Source organism: Streptomyces sp. NBC_01198 (genome assembly GCF_036010485.1).
Classification (GTDB): Bacteria; Actinomycetota; Actinomycetes; order Streptomycetales; family Streptomycetaceae; genus Actinacidiphila.
Genome location: NZ_CP108568.1, coordinates 3,629,486 through 3,651,945, shown reverse-complemented (window position 1 = coordinate 3,651,945; position 22,460 = coordinate 3,629,486). Strand labels below are relative to the sequence as shown.

The window sequence follows — 22,460 nt, the reverse complement described above, 5'->3', positions numbered from 1 at the left end:
GACCGGTGGCGGCTCGACCCTGACATAGCGTGCACTCATGATCGACCAGCGTCACCGCAACGAGGCCCCGCGACTCGCCCTGCGGTTACCGGTGCCCGCGGCCGCGGCCCGCGCGCTGGTGCTCGCCGCCGTCTTCGTCTGTGCCGCCTGCGGGCTGGTCTACGAGCTGGAACTGGTCGCACTGGCCTCGTATCTGGTCGGTGACTCGGTCACCCAGGCCTCGGTGGTGCTGTCGGTGATGGTCTTCGCGATGGGCTGCGGCTCGCTGCTGGCAAAACGGTTACGCGGCCGCGCCGCCGCCGCCTTCGCCGCCATCGAGGCCGGACTCGCCCTGGTCGGCGGCCTGTCGGTGATGGTGCTCTACGGCTTCTTCGCGTGGTTCGGCCAGGCCACGCCCGCCATGGTGGGCTGCGCTTTCGCCATCGGGGTGCTGACCGGGGCGGAGGTGCCGCTGCTGATGACGCTGGTGCAGCGGATCAGGCGGCAGGACGCGGGCGGCGCCGTCGCCGACCTCTTCGCCGCCGACTACGTGGGCGCGCTCGTCGGCGGGCTCGCCTTCCCCTTCCTGCTGCTGCCGCACTTCGGCCAGCTCACCGGGGCGCTGGCCACCGGCGTGGTCAACGCGGCGGCCGGCGGCGCCACCGTGCTGTGGCTCTTCCGCGGCGACCTCAGCCGCCGCGCCCGCGGCTGGCTGCTGGTCGCCAACGTCCTGGTGCTCGCGGTGCTCGCGGGCGCCGCGGCCGCCGCGGGACCCTTCGAGCGGGCGGCGCGGCGCGCGGTCTACGGCGGCGACGTGCGGGTCGCCGAGCAGAGCGCCGTCCAGGAGATCGTCCTGACCGGCGGCGAGAGCGGCGGCCGCCCGTTGCGGCTCTACCTCGACGGCCGGCTGCGGGTCTCCGGCCCCGCCACGGCCCGCTACGCCCAGGCACTCGTCCACCCGGCGATGAACGGCCCGCACGCCCGGGTGCTGCTCCTCGGCGGCGGCGACGGCCTGGCCCTGCGCGAGGTGCTGCGGTACGGGGACGTGGCCGAGGTCACCGCCGTCCAGCCCGACGCCGAGCTGCTGCGTCTGGCCCGCGCCGACCCGGGCCTGAGCGCGCTCAACGGCCACGCCTACGCGGACGCCCGGGTGCGGGCGGTCACCGCCGACCCCTTCGACTGGTTACGCGGCCTGCGCGGTGACGGTCCCGGCAGCTACGACGTGATCGTCGCGGACCTGGCGGACCCGGGGCTCTCGCGCAGTGCCAAGCTCTACTCGCAGGAGTTCTACGGTCTGGCCGCCCGCGCGCTGGCCCCCGGCGGCCGGCTCGCCGTACGGGCGGGCACGGCGGCGGGCGCGGCCCGCACGTTCTGGACCATCGACGCGACCGTACGGGCCGCGGGGCTGCGCACCTCGCCGTACTGGCTGCCGGCCGACTCGCGGCCGGCGGATTCCCCCGACCAGGCCTATCTGCTCGCCGCCCGTTCCGGCGCCCCCCGCCTGGCCCTGCCCCCGGGCACCCCGCCGACGCTCACCCCGCCGGCCCTGCGGCTGGCCGCCCGGGCCCCGCTGCCGACCCGGCCCAGCCGCGCGCTGCCGCCGTCGACGCTGCTGCGGCCGCGCATACCGGCGTCATAGGGGGCGGCGGGAGGGTGCGCCGGTGGTCCCCGCCGGGTCCCCCGCCGGGGCAAAAAGTAGCGGCCGCGGGAACGTCAGCCGGGCGTGCTGGTGGGTAGGCTCCGCCGCATGGAGCATGAGTCCTTCGTTCCGGGCATGACCACCGTGCGTATGGTGCAGGCGCTGCGCACGCCGGATGTGGTGCGGGCCAGCCTGCCCGGCTGGCAGCCCGATGCCGGGGAGGGCGCCGCAGCCGCGTCCGGCGGTGCCGCCGTGGGGCGGCTGCGGCTGCGGGTCGGCGGGTCCACGATCACCTACCGCGGCACGGTGGCGGTGAGCGGCGAGGGGCCGGGCTTCACGGTCACGGCGGCCGGTACGGAGGTACGCGGCGGTGGCGGTGTCACGGCGACCGCCGAGGTCAGCGTCGTGTCTGCGGTGCAGCCCGAGGCCGGGGTGACGCTGGTCTGGCGGGCCGAAGCGGAGGCGCAGGGCCGGCTCACGACGTACGAGCCTGCGGCCGTGGAAGCGGCCGTACGGCGGCTGCTCGACCGCTTCTGCGCCGACCTGGCGGCGAACGCCCCGGACGCCGACGGACGCGGGACGGACGCGGCGGACGTACCGGAAGGCGAAGCCGAGCCCGAGGCGCCGCCCGCCGAGGCCGCGTCGGCCGAGGCGACGCCCGGCGACGCTGCGGACGAGGCCCCGGAAGAAGCCCTGGACGAGGCCCAGGATGAAGCCCCGGACGAGGAGCCCGAGCCCGAGGCGGACGTTGTGGACGACCTCGGCGAGCCCGGGCCGGCCGCCGAGCTGGACGACTTCGAGCTGGTCGAGGTCGAGGTGGAGGTCCCGGAGAGCGCCGCGGCGCTGGACGACCTCGTACCGCCCGCCGAGGCCGCGCACGCCCGCCGGACGATGATCGGCCGCAGCGCGGAGGAGGTCGACCACGCGCCGCCGCGCGGCCGGTACGCGCCCGTGCCCGCGCCGGACAGCTCCTCGGCGGCCGCCACCCTGCGGTGGGCGGCCCCGGTGGCCGCGGCGCTGGTCGCGTCCGCGGTCGTGGTGGGCCGCGTGCTGCGCCGCCGCGGATAACCGCGGAAGCCGCACGGGCTGGCGCGCCACGCCACCCGCTCGCCGGACCATAAGTGAACGTCAGAGCACCCGCCCGATACGCTCGTCGCGTGGAGAACGAGACGAAGCTGACGGCGGGCGACGCCGAACTGACCTTGGAGCCCGGGCACGGCTGCCGGATCGCCTCCCTGCGGGTCGCCGGAACGGAACTCCTGCGCCAGGGCGACCGGTTCGGTGCCTTTCTTATGGTGCCCTGGGCGGGCAGAACCGAGAACGGGGTCTTCCGCAACGGCGGGGTCACCCACCAGCTCCCGGTGGACGCCGCCCCACACGCCATCCATGGCACCGGGCGGCACGTCGCCTGGCAGGAGGCGGCCCCCGCGACGGAGACCAGCGCGGCCTACTACTTCGACCTGGCCGACCCGTGGCCCTACCCGGGCCGCGTCACGCACACCGTGGAGCTCGCACCGCACTCGGTGACGCTGAAGCTGAGCGTCGAGGCGGCGGCGGACGGCGACTCCTTCCCGGCGCAGGCCGGCTGGCACCCGTGGTGGAAGCGCAACCTCGGGCAGGGCGGCCAGGACGTCGAGTTGGCGTTCAGCGCGGCCTGGCAGGAGGAGCGCGGCAGCAACCACCTGCCGAACGGCAACCGCATCGACCCCAAGCCGGGCCCCTGGGACGACTGCTTCGGCATGCCCGACGGGGTGGACGTGACGCTGACCTGGCCGGGCGAGATGCGGCTCGACGTGCGCAGCCCGGCTCAGTGGGTGGTGATCTACGACGAGCAGCCGGAAGCCGTGTGCGTCGAGCCGCAGTCCGGGCCGCCGAACGGCCTCAACACCGCGCCGCGCCTGGTGACCCCGATCGACCCGCTGGAGATCTCCACCGTCTGGACCTGGCACCGGATCGGTTGACCCCGGACCTGCCCGCACCTTCCTGGATCTCCCCCGGACCGGACGGACCTGGCCCGGACCCGGCCCCGTGACCGGCGCTGCGTGCGCCCGGCTGCGGGGCCGGATACTTGTGGGCATGAGTGACGACGTACGCAGTGCGCTGCTGCAGCAGATCAAGGACAAGGCCGTGGTGCACGGCAAGGTGACCCTCTCCTCCGGGCTGGAGGCCGACTTCTACATCGACCTGCGGCGCATCACGCTTGACGGCGACGCGGCGCCGCTGGCCGGCCAGGTGATGCTGGACCTCACCGCGGACCTGGACTTCGACGCCGTCGGCGGTCTGACGCTGGGCGCCGACCCGGTGGCGGGCGCGATGCTGCACGCCTCCGCCGCGCGCGGGCAGCGGCTGGACGCCTTCGTGGTGCGCAAGGCCAACAAGGCGCACGGGCTGCAGCGCCGTATCGAGGGCACCGAGGTCAAGGGCCGCCGGGTGCTGGTGGTGGAGGACACCTCGACCACCGGCGGCTCACCGCTGACCGCGGTCGAGGCGGTCAGGGAGGCGGGCGGCGAGGTCGTCGCGGTCGCCGTGATCGTGGACCGGGGCGCGGAGCGGAAGATTACGCAGGAGGGTCTGCCGTATCTCGCCGCCTATTCGCTGGCCGACCTCGGCCTGGGCTGACCCGCCCGCCGCCGTGGCCCGTCTCCCGGGCGGCGGCGGCCTGACGGCCTCTCCCCAACGCCGCGTTGACCTGCGGTTTTACGGCCCTGATGATGTTTCACGTGAAACACTGCGCGGGGCGCGGAAGACTGCCGCCCTACCAAGGTGGTGTATCCGTTCGAGAATGGGAAGATAGGGCCGACGATGACGTCGCCACGCCAGCACCACCACCCCGCGGAATCTGAGGAGCGGAAACGATGCCCATCGCAACCCCCGAGGTCTACAACGACATGCTCGACCGGGCGAAGGCAGGCAAGTTCGCCTACCCGGCCATCAATGTCACCTCGTCGCAGACGCTGCACGCCGCGCTGCGCGGCCTCGCCGAGGCGGAGAGCGACGGCATCATCCAGATCTCCACGGGCGGCGCGGAGTTCCTGGGCGGCCAGTACAAGAAGGACATGGTGACCGGCGCGGTCGCGCTCGCCGAGTTCGCGCACATCGTCGCCGAGAAGTACCCGGTCACCGTCGCGCTGCACACCGACCACTGCCCCAAGGACAAGCTGGACGGCTACGTGCGTCCGCTGCTGGCCATCTCGCAGGAGCGGGTCGACGCCGGCCGCAACCCGCTGTTCCAGTCCCACATGTGGGACGGGTCCGCCGAGATCCTGGACGACAACCTCGCCATCGCCAAGGAGCTGCTCGCCCAGGCGGCCAAGGCCAAGATCATCCTGGAGATGGAGATCACCCCGACCGGCGGTGAGGAGGACGGCGTCTCGCACGAGATCAACGACAACCTCTACACCACCGTCGACGACGCCTTCCGCACCGTCGAGGCCGTCGGCCTGGGCGAGCAGGGCCGCTACCTGCTGGCCGCCTCCTTCGGCAACGTCCACGGCGTCTACAAGCCGGGCAACGTGGTGCTGCGCCCCAGCATCCTCAAGGAGCTCCAGGACGCCGTCGCGCAGAAGTACGGCAAGCCCAACCCGTTCGACTTCGTCTTCCACGGCGGCTCGGGCTCCACGATCGAGGAGATCAACGAGGCGCTGGAGAACGGCGTCGTCAAGATGAACATCGACACCGACCTGCAGTACGCCTTCACCCGGCCGGTGGCCGGGCACATGTTCAGCAACTACGACGGTGTGCTGAAGGTGGACGGCGAGGTCGGCAACAAGAAGGCCTACGACCCGCGCGTGTGGGGCAAGGCGGCCGAGGCGGGCATGGCCGCCCGCGTCGTCGTCGCCGCGCAGAACCTGCGCTCGGCGGGCAACAAGCGCAAGTAGGGCCGCTTCCGTAGTCGCCCCGCAGGACGACTCGCAGACCGACCCGCCGGACGGACCGGAGGCCGACGTCTTCCGCGCACCGCGGCGGCGCGGCCGTACCGCTGATGAGGACCCCTGGCGACTGCCGGGGGTCCTTTCACGTGCCGGCTCGGGCAGACTGGAACCCATGGTCAATCACCAGAACCTGCTCGGGGGCCCCGCCCCCACCCACCTGCCCGACGACCCGGAGCCGCGCGAACTGCTCGCCTCCGGGGCCGCGCCCGCCGAGGTCGCGGCGAAATACCCGGCGTCCTCGCTGGCCTGGGCGCAGCTCGCCGACGATGCCTTCGACGGCGGCCGCGTCGTGGAGTCCTACGCCTACGCCCGCACCGGCTACCACCGCGGCCTGGACTCGCTGCGCCGGGCCGGCTGGAAGGGCCACGGCCCGGTGCCCTTCGAGCACGAGCCGAACCGCGGCTTCCTGCGCGCGCTGCACGCGCTGGGCCGGGCCGCCCAGGCCATCGGTGAGCAGGACGAGTACGAGCGCTGCACGGTCTTCCTGCGGGACAGCTCGCCGACCGCCGCCGACACCCTGAGCTGAGCTCCCGCCGGCCCGTCCCCGGCCCCCTTCGGTCCGTTATCTGACGGGCCGGCTCAATGTTGCAGTCGTGCCACAGACCGGCAGCGCTTGGTATTGCCACGTATCCGTGTGCGATCGTTGGGCCCTGTTGTTCGTGTCGTACACGCGTGTGTCCGACCGCATGTCCACACGCAGCACGGATACGCCATGGGGGGCCGGTGCGGGGCCGGGGCCGTGGACCCGGCTGCGCGGCCGCAGGGGGAGTCTTGGCAGCACAGCGCAGCCGCCGTCAGCACGGGCGCCGGCGAGGGAAGGGCCGTGCCGCGGTAGTCGCGCCGCTTGCCCTGGGCGTCGTCCTGGTCGTCGCCGTCAGCGCCGGTTACGCGGCCTGGCACAAGACCCAGGGGACCACTACGGGCTCCGCGGTGCTCGACAACGGCGTCACCGCGACCGACACGGCCACGTCGTCGCCCTCGGCCACCGCGGACGCAATCGACGACAGCCCGTCCGCCCGGCCGTCCACCAGCCACACCCCGACGACCACCCCGCCCAGCGCCTCCCGCACGCCGTCCGCACCGCCGCCGACAGCCGTGCCGAAATCCGGCACCGGGAAGTTCACCATCGCCAAGGCCGACGGAAGCGCTTCCGGCCACGGCGTCATCCGCCGCTACAAGGTCGAGGTCGAGGGCGGCATCATGCTGTCCGCCACCGACGCGGCCCACGAGATCGCCGACGTCCTGGCCAATCCGCGCGGCTGGACCGCGGACGGCCGCGACGGCTTCCAGCTGGTCTCCTCCGGGCGTGCCGACTTCGTGATCAAGATCGCGACGCCGGACACCGTGGACGACATCTGCGGCGCCGCCGGCCTGCTCACCCGCGGCGAGGTCAACTGCGACGTCGGCGCCACCGTCGTGGTCAACCTCAAGCGCTGGATGCTCGGCTCGCCCGAATTCGACGGGCCGATCGAGGACTACCGCGCCCTGATCATCAACCATGAGGTCGGCCACCGCATCGGCCACCACCACGAGGGCTGCCCGGGTCCCGGCAAGCCCGCCCCGGTGATGATGCAGCAGATCAAGGGCCTGAAGGGCTGTGTCGCGAACCAGTGGCCCTACGACGTCCACGGCCACTACATCTCCGGGCCGCCCGTCGCCTGACCAGGCCCCCGGCCACGGCCCGGACCGGCCGGGCGGCGGCGCGCCGCCGGGGGCTCGGCCTTGCCGGATTCGTCCGCACCACAGATGATCTCGGCGTGGCCCGGTGATCCCGGGCGACCCGTTCTGGAGGTAACCCATGTCCGACACACCGACCGACGAGGCGGCGACCCCGAACCTCTCGTTCGAGGGCAGCACGCCGTACGAGGACTACGTGCAGGCGTCCGTGCTCACCCATATGCAGCACCCGCTGTCCGACGAACCCGGCGAGATGGCCTTCCTGGTCACCACCCAGGTCATGGAGCTGTGGTTCACGCTGCTGGTCCACGAATGGACCACCGCCGCCCGGGCGCTGCGGCAGGACGACCTGCCCACGGCCATGGCGGCGCTGCACCGCAGCCTTCCGGAGCTGGAGTCGCTGAACGCCTCCTGGAAGCCGATCGCACACCTGACCCCCGGGCAGTTCAACGCCTACCGCTCCGCCCTCGGCGAGGGCTCCGGCTTCCAGTCCGCGATGTACCGCCGCCTGGAGTTCCTGCTCGGCGACAAGTCCGCCTCCATGCTCGTACCGCACCGCGGCACCCCCAGCGCGCACGCCGAACTGGAGAAGGCGCTCACCGAGCCCAGCCTCTACGACGAGGTGCTGCGGCTGCTCGACCGGCGCGGCTACGCCATCCCCGCCGCCGTACTCGACCGCGACCCGTCGCTGCGCTACGAGCCGCACCCCGAGGTCGAACGGGCCTGGCAGCGCGTCTACGCCGCCGACGACCAGGACTCCGACCTCATCCGGCTCGGCGAGACCCTCACCGACGTCGCCGAATACGTCTGGCGCTGGCGCAACGACCACCTGGTGGCGACCCGCAGGGCCATGGGCGCGAAGACCGGGACCGGTGGCTCCGCGGGGGTGGCCTGGCTGGAGAAACGGGCCACGAAGAACGTCTTCCCCGAGCTGTGGACGGCCCGCAGCCATGTCTGAGCTCACCGAGGTGTCCGAACTGACCTCCCGTGCGGCCGCCCTGGACGCCGCCGACCCGCTCGCCGCCGTACGCGACCGCTTCGTGCTCGACGACGCCACCGTCTATCTCGACGGCAACTCGCTGGGCGCGCTGTCCACCGGGGTGCTGCCCCGGCTGGCGGACGTCGTCAGCCGGGAGTGGGGCGAGCTGCGGATCAGGTCCTGGGAGGAGAGCGGCTGGTGGACGGCCCCCGAGCGGATCGGCGACCGCATCGCCCCACTCGTCGGCGCCGCACCGGGGCAGGTGGTGGTCGGCGACTCGACCAGCGTCAACATCTTCAAGGCCCTGGTCGCCGCGGTGCGGATGGCACCGCGGCGACGCACCGAGATCCTGGTGGACGCCGCGACCTTCCCGACCGACGGCTACATCGCCTCCGCCGCCGCCCGGCTGACCGGGCACACCATACGGCCGGTGCCCGCCGGGCAGATCGGCGCCGAGGCCGGAGAGCTGACCGCGGCGGCCCTGGTCAACCACGTCGACTACCGCACCGGACGGCTGCACGACCTGGCCGGCACCACCGCCGCCCTGCACGCGGCGGGCGCGCTGGCCGTCTGGGACCTGTGCCACAGCGCGGGCGCGCTGCCGGTCGCGCTGGACGCGGACGGGGTCGACCTGGCGGTGGGCTGCACCTACAAGTACCTCAACGGCGGCCCTGGCTCGCCGGCCTACCTCTACGTCCGCCGCGAGCTGCAGCCGCGCTTCGACTCGCCGCTGCCCGGCTGGAACTCGCACGCCGACCCCTTCGGCATGGCGCCCGGCTACGAGGCGGCCGACGGCGCGCTCCGCGGCCGGGTCGGCACGCCGGAGATCCTGTCGCTGCTCGCCCTGGACGCGGCCCTCGACGTCTGGGACGGGGTGACAACCGACGCCGTACGGGCCAAGAGCCTCGGGCTGACCGACTTCTTCCTGGACTGCGCGGCCGCGCTGCTGCCGCCCGGGCGGGTCGAGTCCGTCACGCCCGCCGAGCACGCGGAACGCGGCAGCCAGGTCTCGCTGCGGTGCGCCGGGGCCGCGGAGGTGATGCGCGAGCTGACCGCTCGGGGCGTCGTCGGCGACTACCGCCGGCCCGATGTGCTGCGCTTCGGCTTCACCCCGCTCTACACCCGTTACGCCGACGCGCTGCGCGCCGCACGCGTCCTGGCCGATGTGATCGAAGGGACCCCCTGACCGATGGCCGCCGACTCCGCCGCGTCCCCGCCCGTGTCCCAGGCCGAAGCGGAGGAGGCGTCGGCCTTCCGGCACGCGCCGGTGCCGGCGGATGCCACAGCCGCCTACGGTGACCACCCGGACCAGCTGGTCGACTTCTACCGCCCCCGCGTCCCGCGCGGCGGCGACGCCCGGCCGGCCCCGCTGGTCGCCCTGCTGCACGGCGGCGCCTGGCGGGCCCGCTACGACCGCCTGCACGTCTCGCCGCTGGCCGCCCACCTGGCCGGGCACGGCTTCGCGGTGGCGTCGGTGGAATACCGCAGGGGGGCAACGGACCAGGGGCCGGCCGCCGGGCGCTGGCCGGACTCCTTCGACGACGTGGCCGCCGCCGTCGACGCGCTGCCCGCACTGGCCGTACGGGCGCTCGGCCCCGACGCGGTCGACCCGCGCCGCGTCGTGCTCACCGGGCACAGCGCGGGCGGCCACCTCGCGCTCTGGGCCGCCGCCCGGCACGTCCTGCCCCCCGACTCCCGCTGGCACCGCCCCTCACCTCCCCCGTTGCGCGGCGTCGTGGCACTCGCGCCGATCGCCGACTTCACCTCCGCGATGCGGCTGGGCGTCTGCTCCGACGCGGTGATCGAGCTGCTCGGCGGCCCCGACCACCTCACCGCCCGCCTCCCGCACACCGATCCCGCGGCGCTGCTCCCCACCGGCATCCCTGTCACCATCGTGCACGGCACCACTGACATCGACGTCCCGCCGCAGGTCAGCCGCGCATTCGCCCGCGCGGCAGCAGCAGCCGGCGAGGAGATCGTCACCTCCTGGCTCCCGGGCACGGGCCACTTCCCCCTGATCGACCCCACCACCCCAGCGGCCTCCGCCGTCACCGACGAACTCACCCAACTGGCCTGGTAGCCGACAAGGAGGGGGCACCCACCCGGGGGCGCGGGGAACTGCGCGCGCAACCACGGCGGTGTGGAGGATGCAGCACCACAGCGAGGGGCACCCACCCGGGGGCGCGGGGAACTGCGCGCCCAGTCACGACGCAGGCGACGAGGCAAGGCCACAGCAAGTGGCAGGGACGGGGCGCGCCCCCCGTAAACCCGGAGCGGCTAGCGACTGCGCTTGGCCAGGCGCTCCACATCGAGCAAGATCACCGCACGCGCCTCAAGGCGCAGCCACCCGCGTCCGGCGAAGTCGGCCAGCGCCTTGTTCACGGTCTCCCGCGACGCGCCGACCAGCTGGGCCAGCTCCTCCTGGGTGAGGTCGTGGACGACGTGGATGCCCTCTTCCGACTGGACGCCGAAGCGTCGGGAGAGGTCGAGCAGGGCCTTGGCGACCCGCCCGGGCACGTCGGAGAAGACCAGGTCGGACATGACGTCGTTGGTCCGCCGCAGCCGGCGGGCGACGGCCCGCAGCAGGGCCGTGGAGACCTCGGGCCGTACGTTCAGCCAGGGCTGCAGGTCGCCGTGGCCGAGGCCGAGCAGCTTGAGCTCGGTCAGCGCGGTGGCGGTGGCGGTCCGCGGGCCGGGGTCGAAGAGCGACAGCTCGCCGATCAGCTCACCGGGTCCGACCACGGCCAGCATGTTCTCCCGGCCGTCGGGCGACGTGCGGTGCAGCTTGACCTTGCCTTCGGTGACGACGTACAGCCGGTCCCCGGGGTCGCCCTCGTGGAACAGCGAATCGCCACGCGCCAGCGTGACCTCGGTCATGGAGGCACGCAGTTCAGCGGCCTGCTCGTCATCGAGCGCCGCGAAAAGCGGGGCACGGCGCAGAACGTCGTCCACGAGCTCTCTCCTTGTCGGCATCGCTGGGATGTCCCCATGATGCATGACGTCTCAAACAGTGCGATCAATCACAAGGATGTCTTATCCGGGGCCGTATCCGTGCTCCGGGGGTCCGATTGGGCGTCGCCGGATGTGCCCTCGACGGCTGAACGGGTGGCCTTGAGCACGAATTCCGCTGTCAGCGAACAACCCCTGGTGCGGCCCGCCGACATCGGCCGGAGTGATCTCCGCCGGGTGTCGGTGGCTGCCCGTAGTCTTTCGGCATGGCGACAAGTAGTGGCGCGAGTGGCGGCGACCTGGCCGGCGGGGCCGCCGTCAAGAAGGCGAAGGTCGCGCAGACGCATACGGGCCTGGTGCGGCAGGCCCGCCGGATCAACCGCGAGCTGGCCGAGGTGTATCCGTACGCGCACCCCGAGCTGGACTTCGAGAACCCCTTCCAGCTGCTGATCGCCACGGTGCTGTCCGCGCAGACCACCGACCTGCGGGTGAATCAGACGACTCCGGCGCTGTTCGCGCGGTATCCGACGCCGGAGGAGATGGCGGCGGCGAAGCCGGAGGCGCTGGAGGAGATCCTGCGGCCCACCGGTTTCTTCCGCGCCAAGGCCCGCGCGGTGCTCGGCCTGTCCACGGCCCTGCGCGACGACTTCGGCGGCGAGGTGCCCGGCCGCCTTGAGGACCTGGTCAAGCTGCCCGGCGTCGGCCGCAAGACGGCCAACGTGGTGCTCGGCAATGCCTTCGGCGTGCCGGGGATCACCGTCGACACCCACTTCGGACGGCTGTCCCGCCGGTTCGGCTGGACCACCTCGCAGGACCCGGAGAAGGTCGAGCAGGACGTCGCGGGGCTCTTCCCGAAGTCGGACTGGACGATGCTGTCGCACCGCGTCGTCTTCCACGGCCGCCGGATCTGCCACGCCCGCAAGCCCGCCTGCGGCGCGTGCCCCATCGCGCACCTGTGCCCGTCGTACGGCGAGGGCGAGATGGACCCGGAGAAGGCGAAGAAGCTGCTCAAGTACGAGAAGGGCGGCGCCCCGGGCCAGCGGTTGAAGCCGCCGCCGGACTATCCGGGGCAGCCGGCGCCCCCGCTGGCGGCCTCATGACGCAGGCACGGGGGACGGGGGCCGGGGTGGCGGTCAGCCGGGAGGGCCTGCCCGGCTGGCTCGACGCGGTCGCGGACGCGGCGGAGGGGATACGCCCCGAGCAGCTGAGCCGCTTCCTGCCGCCCGCGACCGGTGGGCGGCAGTCCGCGGTGCTCATCCTCTTCGGCGAGGCGCCGGCCGAGGTCCCCGGGAACGGCTCGGCGAAGGGCCCGGGTGAGGACTCCGGGGCGGCCACCGCCCCCGACCTGCTGCTCATCGAGCGTTCCGCCGCCCTGCGCTCGCACGCCGGGCAGCCGTCCTTCCCCGGTGGCGCCCTGGATCCGGAGGACGGCGACCCCGAGGGCGACGGGCCGCTGCGTGCGGCGCTGCGCGAGGCCCGCGAGGAGACCGGCCTGGACCCGGCGGGGGTGCAGGTCTTCGGGGTGCTGCCGCGGCTCTACATCCCGGTCAGCAGCTTCGTGGTGACGCCCGTGCTGGGCTGGTGGCGTGCCCCGAGCCCGGTCGGCGTGGTCGACCCGGCCGAGACCGCCCGGGTATTCCGGGTCCCGCTCGCCGAGCTCACCGACCCCGCCAACCGCGCGACGCTCACCCACCCCAGCGGCTTCCGCGGCCCGGCGTTCCTGGTCCGCGGCGCCCTGGTGTGGGGTTTCACCGCCGGCCTGATCGACAAGATCCTGCACTTCGCCGGCTGGGAGCTGCCCTGGGACCGGGACCGTACCGTCCCGCTCGGCTGACCGGGCCCGCCGGCGTAGGGACGTCGCGGCGGCGCGCGGGGCCCGGCCGGTCCGGCCGCGTACGGCACGCACGCACTTGTGAGGGCCGTACGGTCCCGCGCGCTCAGGTCGCCGTGAGACCGTGTTCCCCGTGAACGTGCTGGACTTCCTGCTCATCCTCGCCGCCGCCTGGTTCGCCGTGATCGGCTACCGGCAGGGTTTCGTCGTCGGCATCATGTCGGTGGTCGGTTTCCTCGGCGGCGGGCTCGTCGCGATCTACCTGCTGCCGCTGCTGTGGGACAAGGCCACCGGCCATGCGAGCCCCGGTTCCGCGGCGGTGGTGACGGCGGTGGCGATCGTCATCGTGTGCGCGTCGGTGGGGCAGGCGTTCACCACCCACCTGGGCAACAAGGTCCGTACGAAGATCACCTGGTCGCCGGCCCGGGCGGTCGACGCGAGCGGCGGCGCGCTGGTCAACGTGCTGGCGATGCTGACGGTCGCTTGGCTGATCGGCAGCGCCCTGGCCACCACGGCGCTGCCGACGATAGGGCGCGAGGTGCGGTCCTCGAAGGTGCTGCTCGGGGTGTCGCGGGTGGTGCCGGCGGAGGCCGACACCTGGTTCACCGACTTCAGCTCGACCCTGGCGCAGAACGGCCTGCCGCAGGTCTTCGGCACCTTCGGCTCCGAGCCGATCACCTCGGTGCCGCCGCCCGACCCCGCGCTGGTCGACAACCCTGTGGTGACCAAGGCCCGGCGCAGCATCGTGAAGGTCGTCGGCACCGCGCCGAGCTGCGGGAAGGTGCTCGAAGGCTCGGGCTTCGTCTTCGCCAAGGACCGGGTCATGACGAACGCGCACGTCGTCGGCGGCGTCTCCGAGCCGACCGTCCAGGTCGGCGGCAAGGGCAAGCTGCACGATGCCCGGGTGGTGCTCTACGACTGGCGGCGCGACATCGCGATCCTGGACGTGCCGGGCCTGGACGCGCCGGAACTGCACTTCGCCACCGCCGACGAGCAGAGCCGCGACGACGCGATCGTGGCCGGTTTCCCGGAGAACGGCGCCTTCGACGTCCGCGCCGCGCGCGTCCGCGACCGTATCGAGGCCAACGGCCCCGACATCTACCACCGCGGCACCGTCCACCGTGACGTCTACTCGCTCTACGCGACGGTCAGGCAGGGCAACTCCGGCGGTCCGCTGCTCACCACGGACGGGCGGGTCGCCGGGGTGGTCTTCGCCAAGTCGCTCGACGACGCCAACACCGGTTACGCGCTCACCGCCGACGAGGTCGCCCCCGACGCGACCGCGGGACGTACCGCGGACCGGCAGGTGGACAGCCAGGGCTGCGCGCTGTGAGCTGCCGAGTGCGCCGGGCGCACGGGAGCGCCCGGCGCTCGGGCGCCGGTCGTGGTGTCGGTCTCTTTGTCGGGTCCGGAGCGGGGCTCGGTGCCGGTCCGGTGTCGGTCTCGGCGTCAGTCGCGGGGATGGCGGAGCCGGGCGCCGACCCACCTGGCCCGGCGCCTGAGGATACGCGGGATGCCCAGCCGGGCCTCGCCCGGCGGGAAGAGGTCCATGGGCGCCGTACTGCTGACGGCGGCGGAGGAGGTGTTTCTGCGATTTCGTGACACATCACGGTAGTCGTGCGTCCAACCCATACCGAGCTACGTGCCCGCGCCTCTTGGTCGGTAATCGCCGTTTGATGGTCCTGTTGGCGTATGCGCCCGGCATTTTAACGATCATGTGCTTGTCGCACGGACCCGCGGCGGATACCGGCGGCAGGCGTATCGGCGGCGCCTGCGGGCTCAGCGGTCGGGCTCGGGGTCCTTGAGCCAGTTGATCAGCTCGGCGGAGAAGGCGGCCGGGTCCTCCTCGTGCGGGAAGTGCCCCAGGCCGTCGAAGAGCCGCCAGCGGTAGGGGGCCTCGACGTACTCGCCGCTGCCGGCCGCGCTGCCCGTCCTGATCGCCGGGTCCAGCGACCCGTGCAGATGCAGCGTGGGCACCCGGACCGGACGCTTCATCCTGCGGTTGAACTGGATGCCGTCCGGACGCGCCATCGACCGCACCATCCAGCGGTACGGCTCCACCGCGCAATGGGCGGTGGACGGGATCTGCATCGCCCGCCGGTAGACCTCGATCGCCTCGTCGTCCGGCAGGGAGGGCCCCGACCAGGCGTGGATGAGCTTGCCGACCAGCGCCGCGTCGTCCGCGACCAGTTGCCGCTCGGGCAGCCACGGCCGCTGGAAGCCCCAGATGTACGCCCCCGCGCGGCTCTGCCGCAGGTCGGTCAGCATCGCGCTGCGCCAGCGGCGTGGATGCGGCATCGAGCAGACCGCGAGCCTGCGCACCAGCTTGGGCCGCATCGCCGCGGCCGTCCAGGCCAGATATCCGCCCAGGTCGTGGCCGACGAGTGCGGCGTCGGGTTCGCCGAGGGAGCGGATCACCCCGGTCACGTCGAGGGCGAGGTTGCCCGCGTCGTAGCCGCGCGGCGTACGGTCGCTGCCGCCGACCCCGCGCAGGTCCATCGCCACCGCGCGGAAACCGGCGTCGGCCAGCGCGGTGAGCTGGTGCCGCCAGGTCCACCAGAACTGCGGGAAACCGTGCAGGAACAGCACCAGCGGCCCGTCACCGACCTCGGCGATGTGGAAGCGTGCGCCGTTGGCGGCCACGTCACGGTGGATCCAGGGGCCTTCGGGCCGCGCCACCGACGCGCTCGACCCGCCTTTGGTCCACGGGTTTCCCGACCCTTCGGCGAGGTTCATGCTCCAGAGCGTGTCACATCTTGGGGTTCGCCGGGGTGTCGGCGGCGGGCAGGGCGTGTGCGTACTCCGTGGCGCCGCCGCGCAGCGCAGGAGCGGCCCCGTCCGACAGCTCGCGCGGGTGCGGCTTGGCCTTCTGCAGCACCGCCGCGGTCTCCTTCGCCGACGCGATCGAGCGCTCCGGCTTCTTGACCTTCTTGAACCGCCCGTAGGCGAACGCCCCGAGCAGCAGGGCCAGCACCACGTAGCCGCCGAACACGATCAGGAACGACCAGCCCAGGGTCAGCCCGAGCGCCTGCAGGCCGTAGGCCGCGGCGAAGCTGAGCATCGGCACGGAGAAGAAGGCCAGCGCCACCGCGCCGATGACCGCCGCGCTGCCGAAGGCCGCCCGCTTGGCGTCCTGCCGCAGCTCCGCCTTGGCCAGGGCGATCTCGTCGTGCACCAGGGCGCTCATCTCCGCCGTGGCGGCGGCGAAAAGCTGCCCGATGCTGCGGCTGTCACCGTTGTGGGCTGTGCTCATCGCGTCCTCCGTCATTCCGTCGTCCACTGCGGGGGCGGTACGGGCCCCGGCCGGCCATCCGCGCTCCGACCGTTCGCTGACCCGATCATGCCTCAGATGTTGTCAGGTCCGCCCTCGCGGCGGGCCAGTTGGGCGAGCCTGCGGTGTTCCGCGGCCCTGCGTTCCAGGATCTCGGCCATTCTGAGGTGGTACGCGGGCTCGTCCTCCATGTAGACGTCGGGGATGCCGTCGCCGTCCTCGTCGCGCTCCTCGTTGTCGCATAGCCGCCGGTAGACGGTGTTCCGCCGCTTGAGGAGGGTCGCCGCCAGCAGCGCGGAGACGACGGAGGCGACCAGGACCGCCGCCTTGACCTCGTCGGTGAGCAGCGGGTCGTTGTCGAAGGCCAGTTCGCCGATCAGCAGCGAGACGGTGAAACCGATGCCGGCCAGTGTGGAGACGGCGAAGACGTCCGGCCATTTCAGGTCGCTGTTCAGCTCGGCGCGGGTGAAGCGGCTGGCGCACCAGGTGCCGCAGAAGACGCCGACCGTCTTGCCGACCACCAGCCCGAGGAAGACGCCCAGCGTCTCGGGCTTGGTGAAGATGTCGCCGAGCGCGTGGGCCGACACCGTCACACCGGCGCTGAACAGCGCGAACAGCGGGACGGCGAGGCCGGCCGACAGCGGTCGCACCAGGTGCTCGACGCGCTCGCCGGGGGACTGCCGCTCGCCCTCGCGGGTGGTGCAGCGCAGCATCAGGCCCATCGCCACGCCCGCGATGGTGGCGTGCACCCCGCTGTTGAGCATCAGCGCCCAGACGACCAGCGCGAGGGGGAGGTAGACGTACCAGCCGCGGACCCCGGCGTGCAGCAGCAGCCAGAAGAGCACCAGGCAGGCGGCGGCCCCGGCCAGGGCCGCGAAGTTGATGGTCGAGGTGAAGAAGACGGCGATGATGAGGATCGCGATGAGGTCGTCCACGACGGCGAGGGTGAGCAGGAACGCCCGCAGCGCGGCCGGCAGCGCGGTGCCGATGACGGCGAGCACGGCCAGCGCGAAGGCGATGTCGGTGGCCGTGGGGACCGCCCAGCCCCTGAGCGAGCCGCCGCCGGCGCCGCTGACCAGCGTGTAGACCAGTGCGGGCACCGCCATGCCGCAGAGCGCCGCGATGACGGGGAGCGCGGCGGCGGCCGGCGTACGCAGCTCGCCGGCGACCAGTTCGCGTTTGAGCTCTACGCCTGCCACGAAGAAGAAGACCGCCAGCAGGCCGTCGGCCGCCCAGTGGGCCACCGACAGGTTCAGGCCGAGCACGGACGGGCCGAAGTGGAAGTCGGCGGCGGACTCGTAGCTGTGGTGCAAGGTGTTCGCCCAGACGAGTGATGCCACGGCGGCCAGCAGGAGCAGGACGCCGCCGACGGTCTCGGTGCGCAGCGCGTCGGCGAGGAAGTTCCGCTCCGGCAGTGACAGCCGGCCCAGCAGGACGGCGGTGCGGCGGCGAGGCCTCGGCTCGGACACGGGGGCGGCTCCTGGGAAGTCGTTCGACCGGCTGCGGACACAGGTGTGCTGTGTGCCGACCAGACTTCCCGGCGCGCCCATAAGTCTCGTCGCGATCCTGATGCGACGTGGTGTCAGCCTAGCCCGAACGGGCCAGTCGTGAACCGGGGAGGGCGTCCCGGCGCCGGGACGCCCTCCCCGACGGAGGGTCAGTCCTCGCTGGCGGCGCTGGGCAGCCGGCTCTGGATCAGGTCCATCACGGAGGAGTCGGTGAGGGTGGTGACGTCGCCGAGCTCGCGGTTCTCGGCGACGTCGCGGAGCAGGCGGCGCATGATCTTGCCGGAGCGGGTCTTGGGCAGCTCCGAGACGATGAGGATGCGCTTGGGCTTGGCGATCGGGCCGAGGGCCTTGCTGACGTGGTCGCGCAGGGATCCGACGAGGTCCGCGCTGTCCTCGGCGGTGCCGCGCAGGATGACGAAGGCGACGATGGCCTGCCCGGTCGTCTCGTCGGTGGCGCCGACGACGGCGGACTCGGCGACCTTGGGGTGCGAGACGAGCGCGGACTCGACCTCGGTGGTGGAGATGTTGTGGCCGGAGACCAGCATGACGTCGTCGACCCGGCCGAGCAGCCAGATGTCGCCGTCGTCGTCCTTCTTGGCGCCGTCGCCGGCGAAGTAGCGGCCGGGGAAGCGGGACCAGTAGGTGTCGATGTAGCGCTGGTCGTCGCCCCAGATGGTGCGGAGCATCGACGGCCACGGTTCGGTGAGGACCAGGTAGCCGCCGGAGCCGTTGGGCACCTCGTTGGCCTCGTCGTCGACGACGGTGGCCGCGATGCCGGGCAGCGGGGTCTGCGCGGAGCCGGGCTTGGTGTGGGTGACGCCGGGCAGCGGGCTGATCATCATCGCGCCGGTCTCGGTCTGCCACCAGGTGTCCACGACCGGGGTCTTGCCCGCGCCGATGTTCTCGCGGTACCAGATCCACGCCTCGGGGTTGATCGGCTCGCCGACGCTGCCGAGCACCCGCAGGCTGCTCAGATCGAACTTCGCGGGGATGTCGTCGCCCCACTTCATGAACGTGCGGATCGCGGTGGGGGCGGTGTAGAGGATCGTCACCTTGTACTTCTGGACGATCTCCCAGAACCTGCCCTGGTGCGGGGTGTCGGGGGTGCCCTCGTAGATCACCTGGGTGGCGCCGTTGGCCAGCGGCCCGTAGACGATGTAGGAGTGGCCGGTGACCCAGCCGATGTCGGCCGTGCACCAGTAGACGTCGGTCTCCGGCTTGAGGTCGAAGACGGCGTGGTGGGTGTAGGCGGCCTGGGTCAGGTAGCCGCCGGAGGTGTGCAGGATGCCCTTGGGCTTACCCGTGGTGCCCGAGGTGTAGAGGATGAACAGCGGGTGCTCGGCGTTGAACGGCTCGGGGGTGTGCTCGGCGGACTGGCGGGCGGTGATCTCGTGCCACCACACGTCGCGTCCCTCGGTCCATTCGACGTCCTGTCCGGTGCGGCGGACGACCAGGACGTGCTCGACCTGCGGGGTGCGGGCGACCGCGTCGTCGATGGCGGGCTTGAGGGCGGAGGGCTTGCCGCGCCGGTAGCCGCCGTCGGAGGTGATGACGAGCTTGGCGTCGGCGTCGTCGATCCGGGAGGCGACCGCGTCGGCGGAGAAGCCGCCGAAGACCACCGAGTGCGCGGCGCCGATCCGGGCGCAGGCCAGCATCGCGATGACCGCCTCGGGGATCATCGGCAGGTAGACCGCGACCCGGTCGCCCTTGGCGACGCCAAGTTCGGTCAGCGCGTGGGCCGCCCGGCTGACCTCGTCCTTGAGTTCGGCGTAGGTGATGGTGCGGGTGTCGCCCGGCTCGCCCTCGAAGTGCAGGGCGATTCGGTCGCCGTTCCCGGCCTCGACATGACGGTCCACGCAGTTGTACGCGACGTTCAGCTCGCCGTCCGCGAACCACTTCGCGAACGGCGGGTTCGACCAGTCCAGCGTCTGCGTCGGCTCGCTCGCCCAGCTCAGCCGCCGGGCCTGCGCGGCCCAGAAGCCCAGCCGGTCGGCCGCCGCCTGCTCATACGCGGCCGCGGTGACATTGGCGGCGGCGGCCAGCTCCTCCGGGGGTGCGAACCGCCGCTCCTCCTTCAGCAGGTTGGCCAGGCTCTCGTTGCTGCTCACGCCAGCTCCTTGTCAGGGTGACCCAGATGTCCCAGCACTACCTCATCAGTCCTGGCGCACCCTGACAAGGGTTCCCTGCGAAATGGTTTAGACCTTTGTGGCCAGCCCGTACGCCTCGGGCTCCGGTCCGCGTCCGGCCACCGGCACCGCGGGCGCTCCGGCCTCCGGGGCCACCGCCGCGAACACCCCGGTCGAGCCGTCCAGGATGTACGCCTGCGCCTCCCCGACGTGGAAGTACATGCCGTGCAGCTGGAGCGCGCCCTCCGCCACCCGGCGGGCCACGCACGGGTGAGCCATCAGATGATCCAGTTGCTGCACCACGTTGACGAGGCTGAGGCGCTCCTGGTCGTCGGCCACCGGCCGCTCGGCGAGGGCCACTTCACCGCGTCCCAGCGGCCCGGTCCTGGACAGCCGCGCCAGGCTCGGTCTGCCGTGCCGCAGCCACCGCGCCAGCGGGGTCTGCGCTCCCGGCTCGTGGTCGGAGCCCAGCAGCGCCTGCATCGCACCGCACCCCGAGTGCCCGCACACCGTGATGCTGGAGACCTCCAGCACGTCCACGGCGTACTCCACCGCGGCGGCCACCGAGTCGCACGAGGCGTCGGAGCCCGGTGGCGGCATCAGATTCCCGACGTTGCGGACCGTGAACAGATCTCCCGGGCCGCTTGAGGTGATCATGCTGGTGACCAGCCGGGAGTCCGCGCAGGTGATGAACAGCTGCCCGGGGCGCTGCCCTTCGCGTGCCAGCCGGGCCAGCTCCTCGCGGACCAGCGGTGCGGTGTTGCGCTGGAAGGCGCTCACCCCGCCGAGCAACTGCCCACCGCTGGTGGCCGGCACCACTTCCGACCGGGTGCAGTGGTGGTTGCGCCAGGGCGTCCACGGACGGCAGGCCTGCGCGCTGAGCGGCTCGCTGACGGCTCGTCCCACGCCGTCGCCGAACACCGCTTGCCCGCCGCGCGAGCGGTGCCGGGCGCCCCAGCCGCGCAGCGCCTCGTACGCGGCGTGGTCCATGAACGAGCCGTCCAGCTCCACCACGACGTCGGCCCCGTCCGGCACCTGCGCGAACGCCCGGGTCAGGCGCGGCACCGCGAGGAATGTCAACTGGCCGCTCACCCGCACCCGGTGGCCCCGCGGCTCCTCGGTCACGGTGACCCGGGTCCGGGTGAGCCTGCGCAGCGCCAGGACGACGGCCATCGCGCCGCCCGCCAGCACGCCCTGCAGCACACCGAAGACCACCACCGTGCCCAGCGTGGCCGCGTACACCGGGAATTCGCGGTGCCGCTGGACGTGGCGGATGTGCGCGAAGCTCACCATCCGCACCCCGACCAGCATCACCAGCGCGGCCAGCGACGCCAGCGGGATCGCTTCGAGGGCGCGTCCCGCGAGCCCGGCGCACAGCAGCACCCACACCCCGTGCAGCACGGTGGCCCGCCGTGACCGCGCCCCGGCCTCGACATTGGCCGAGCCGCGCATGGCGCCGCCGGCGATCGGCATCCCGCCGAGCATCCCGGACAGCACGTTGGCGGCGCCCTGGCCCAGCAGCTCGCGATCCAGCTTCGCCGGGGCGACCTGGGCGCCAGCCTGCCGTCGGGCCTGCAGCGCGTCCACCGCGACTGCCGACAGCAGCGACTCCATGCTCGCCACCAGGGTCACCGTCAGCACCACCGTGGCCACCCCGAGGACCGGCCCTTCCGGCAGCGAGGGCAGCGCGGGCGTCTGCCAGGCGGGCAGCTCGACCCGCGGCACCGTCAGGCTCGCGGCGGCCAGCGTGGAGAGCGCGACGGCGGCGAGCGGCGCCGGGATCTTCCGCAGCGCCCCGCCCGCCCGGCCTCTCAGCCGGGGCCAGCCGAGCACGACGATCACGGTGATCGCGCCGATGACAGGTGTGGCGGGATGACTGTCGATCAACTGGCCGGGCAGCGCCGCGATGTTGTCGACGGTCGAATTCTGCGGGCTGCCGCCGAGCACGACGTGCAGCTGGCCGACGGCGATGACCGTACCGATGCCGGCCAGCATGCCGTGCACGATGGCCGGGCTCACCGCCAGCGCGGCCCTGGCCACCCGCAGCACCCCGAGCAGCAACTGCAGGAGCCCGGCGAGCACGGTGACGGCGCAGGTGGCCCGCCAGCCGTACCGCTGGACGAGATCGGCGGTGATCACGACGAGGCTGGTGGCGGCGCCGCTGACCTGGAGCGGCGCTCCGCCGAGCAGGCCGGCGACGATACCGCCGACGGCCGCGGCGACCAGGCCCGACTGCAGGGGCGCGCCGGTCGCCAGCGCGAGGCCGAGCGACAGGGGGACAGCGATCAGGAAGACCGTGATCGAGGCGGACAGATCGGATCGATGGAGATTTCTGCGGAGTCTCATTTTCCCGTCTCCTTCGGTGGGCGGCGGGACTCGGTAGCGCAGTGTCATCACTCGCTACGCTCAAGAGCCGGTAAATGAACAGTAATGGACCGAATGCGGAGAGTGAAGTCCAGAGGTCGGATCGGGGGCCTATTTACTGCTATCGAGTGATTCAGTAGATGAACGGGTCGGTCGACTCGGCGACACGGGGTGACCGTGCCACCTTGGGATCGCCCTGTGCCCA

The 22,460-nt window shown here is 72.7% G+C and carries 20 protein-coding genes; 13 read left to right on the top strand and 7 right to left on the bottom strand.

The genetic code is table 11. The annotated features are described in order from the left end of the window. The first annotated feature begins 37 nt into the window (after positions 1 to 37). The 10 genes from OG702_RS16380 to OG702_RS16335 all read left to right on the top strand — a co-directional run bounded on the left by OG702_RS16380 (position 38) and on the right by OG702_RS16335 (position 10,286). Entirely contained in the window at positions 38 to 1,618 is a 1,581-nt protein-coding gene (locus OG702_RS16380; RefSeq protein ID WP_327289625.1) for a polyamine aminopropyltransferase, read from the top strand. A 108-nt stretch (positions 1,619 to 1,726) separates the two neighbouring features. Then, on the top strand, positions 1,727 to 2,686 hold the full coding sequence (locus tag OG702_RS16375) for an SRPBCC domain-containing protein (protein ID WP_327289624.1): 960 nt from the start codon (positions 1,727 to 1,729) through the stop codon (positions 2,684 to 2,686). Positions 2,687 to 2,775: 89 nt separating this feature from the next. Then, the gene (locus OG702_RS16370; RefSeq protein WP_327289623.1) at positions 2,776 to 3,579 is read left to right on the top strand and encodes an aldose epimerase family protein; all 804 of its coding nucleotides are present in this window, start codon (positions 2,776 to 2,778) and stop codon (positions 3,577 to 3,579) included. Positions 3,580 to 3,694: 115 nt separating this feature from the next. Beyond that, positions 3,695 to 4,237, top strand: coding sequence for an orotate phosphoribosyltransferase (pyrE, locus tag OG702_RS16365; protein WP_327289622.1), 543 nt, complete (start codon positions 3,695 to 3,697; stop codon positions 4,235 to 4,237). Positions 4,238 to 4,473: 236 nt separating this feature from the next. Beyond that, positions 4,474 to 5,496 carry a class II fructose-bisphosphate aldolase gene (fbaA, locus tag OG702_RS16360; RefSeq protein WP_327289621.1) on the top strand — a complete coding sequence of 341 codons (1,023 nt, stop codon included), beginning with the start codon at positions 4,474 to 4,476 and terminating at the stop codon, positions 5,494 to 5,496. A 166-nt stretch (positions 5,497 to 5,662) separates the two neighbouring features. After that, entirely contained in the window at positions 5,663 to 6,076 is a 414-nt protein-coding gene (locus tag OG702_RS16355; protein WP_327289620.1) for a DUF3151 domain-containing protein, read from the top strand. 245 nt (positions 6,077 to 6,321) lie between these two features. Further along, positions 6,322 to 7,212, top strand: a complete 891-nt coding sequence (locus OG702_RS16350; RefSeq protein WP_327289619.1) for a DUF3152 domain-containing protein — start codon at positions 6,322 to 6,324, stop codon at positions 7,210 to 7,212. Between the two features lie 136 nt (positions 7,213 to 7,348). Then, positions 7,349 to 8,185 carry a tryptophan 2,3-dioxygenase family protein gene (locus OG702_RS16345; RefSeq protein WP_327289618.1) on the top strand — a complete coding sequence of 279 codons (837 nt, stop codon included), beginning with the start codon at positions 7,349 to 7,351 and terminating at the stop codon, positions 8,183 to 8,185. Continuing rightward, on the top strand, positions 8,178 to 9,392 hold the full coding sequence (gene kynU, locus OG702_RS16340; RefSeq protein WP_327289617.1) for a kynureninase: 1,215 nt from the start codon (positions 8,178 to 8,180) through the stop codon (positions 9,390 to 9,392). The genes OG702_RS16345 and kynU overlap by 8 nt, the downstream gene beginning before the upstream one ends. A gap of 3 nt (positions 9,393 to 9,395) precedes the next feature. Beyond that, positions 9,396 to 10,286 (top strand): alpha/beta hydrolase family protein, encoded by an 891-nt coding sequence (locus OG702_RS16335; protein WP_327289616.1) that lies wholly within the window; start codon positions 9,396 to 9,398, stop codon positions 10,284 to 10,286. Between the two features lie 197 nt (positions 10,287 to 10,483). Here the strand turns inward: OG702_RS16335 and OG702_RS16330 are convergent, their stop codons facing one another. Then, entirely contained in the window at positions 10,484 to 11,158 is a 675-nt protein-coding gene (locus OG702_RS16330) for a Crp/Fnr family transcriptional regulator (protein WP_033174884.1), read from the bottom strand. Positions 11,159 to 11,421: 263 nt separating this feature from the next. Between OG702_RS16330 and nth the strand changes: the two genes are divergently transcribed. The 3 genes from nth to OG702_RS16315 all read left to right on the top strand — a co-directional run bounded on the left by nth (position 11,422) and on the right by OG702_RS16315 (position 14,319). After that, the gene (gene nth, locus OG702_RS16325; protein ID WP_327289615.1) at positions 11,422 to 12,255 is read left to right on the top strand and encodes an endonuclease III; all 834 of its coding nucleotides are present in this window, start codon (positions 11,422 to 11,424) and stop codon (positions 12,253 to 12,255) included. After that, positions 12,252 to 12,989, top strand: coding sequence for an NUDIX hydrolase (locus tag OG702_RS16320; RefSeq protein WP_327289614.1), 738 nt, complete (start codon positions 12,252 to 12,254; stop codon positions 12,987 to 12,989). The genes nth and OG702_RS16320 overlap by 4 nt, the downstream gene beginning before the upstream one ends. 130 nt (positions 12,990 to 13,119) lie before the next feature. Continuing rightward, a complete protein-coding gene (locus tag OG702_RS16315; protein ID WP_327289613.1) occupies positions 13,120 to 14,319 on the top strand; it encodes a MarP family serine protease in 1,200 nt (399 codons plus the stop codon). A 116-nt stretch (positions 14,320 to 14,435) separates the two neighbouring features. Here the strand turns inward: OG702_RS16315 and OG702_RS16310 are convergent, their stop codons facing one another. The 6 genes from OG702_RS16310 to OG702_RS16285 all read right to left on the bottom strand — a co-directional run bounded on the left by OG702_RS16310 (position 14,436) and on the right by OG702_RS16285 (position 22,237). Further along, entirely contained in the window at positions 14,436 to 14,618 is a 183-nt protein-coding gene (locus OG702_RS16310) for a hypothetical protein (RefSeq protein ID WP_327289612.1), read from the bottom strand. A gap of 147 nt (positions 14,619 to 14,765) precedes the next feature. Beyond that, positions 14,766 to 15,722, bottom strand: coding sequence for an alpha/beta fold hydrolase (locus OG702_RS16305; protein ID WP_327289611.1), 957 nt, complete (start codon positions 15,720 to 15,722; stop codon positions 14,766 to 14,768). A gap of 13 nt (positions 15,723 to 15,735) precedes the next feature. Next, on the bottom strand, positions 15,736 to 16,239 hold the full coding sequence (locus OG702_RS16300) for a phage holin family protein (protein WP_327289610.1): 504 nt from the start codon (positions 16,237 to 16,239) through the stop codon (positions 15,736 to 15,738). Between the two features lie 92 nt (positions 16,240 to 16,331). Then, positions 16,332 to 17,726 (bottom strand): Na+/H+ antiporter NhaA, encoded by a 1,395-nt coding sequence (nhaA, locus tag OG702_RS16295; protein ID WP_327289609.1) that lies wholly within the window; start codon positions 17,724 to 17,726, stop codon positions 16,332 to 16,334. Positions 17,727 to 17,914: 188 nt separating this feature from the next. After that, positions 17,915 to 19,873: an acetate--CoA ligase gene (acs, locus tag OG702_RS16290; RefSeq protein ID WP_327289608.1), complete on the bottom strand. Its 1,959-nt coding sequence runs from the start codon at positions 19,871 to 19,873 to the stop codon at positions 17,915 to 17,917. Positions 19,874 to 19,960: 87 nt separating this feature from the next. Continuing rightward, complete coding sequence (locus OG702_RS16285) at positions 19,961 to 22,237, bottom strand: bifunctional SulP family inorganic anion transporter/carbonic anhydrase (RefSeq protein ID WP_327289607.1); 2,277 nt, start codon at positions 22,235 to 22,237, stop codon at positions 19,961 to 19,963. Positions 22,238 to 22,460: the final 223 nt, after the last annotated feature.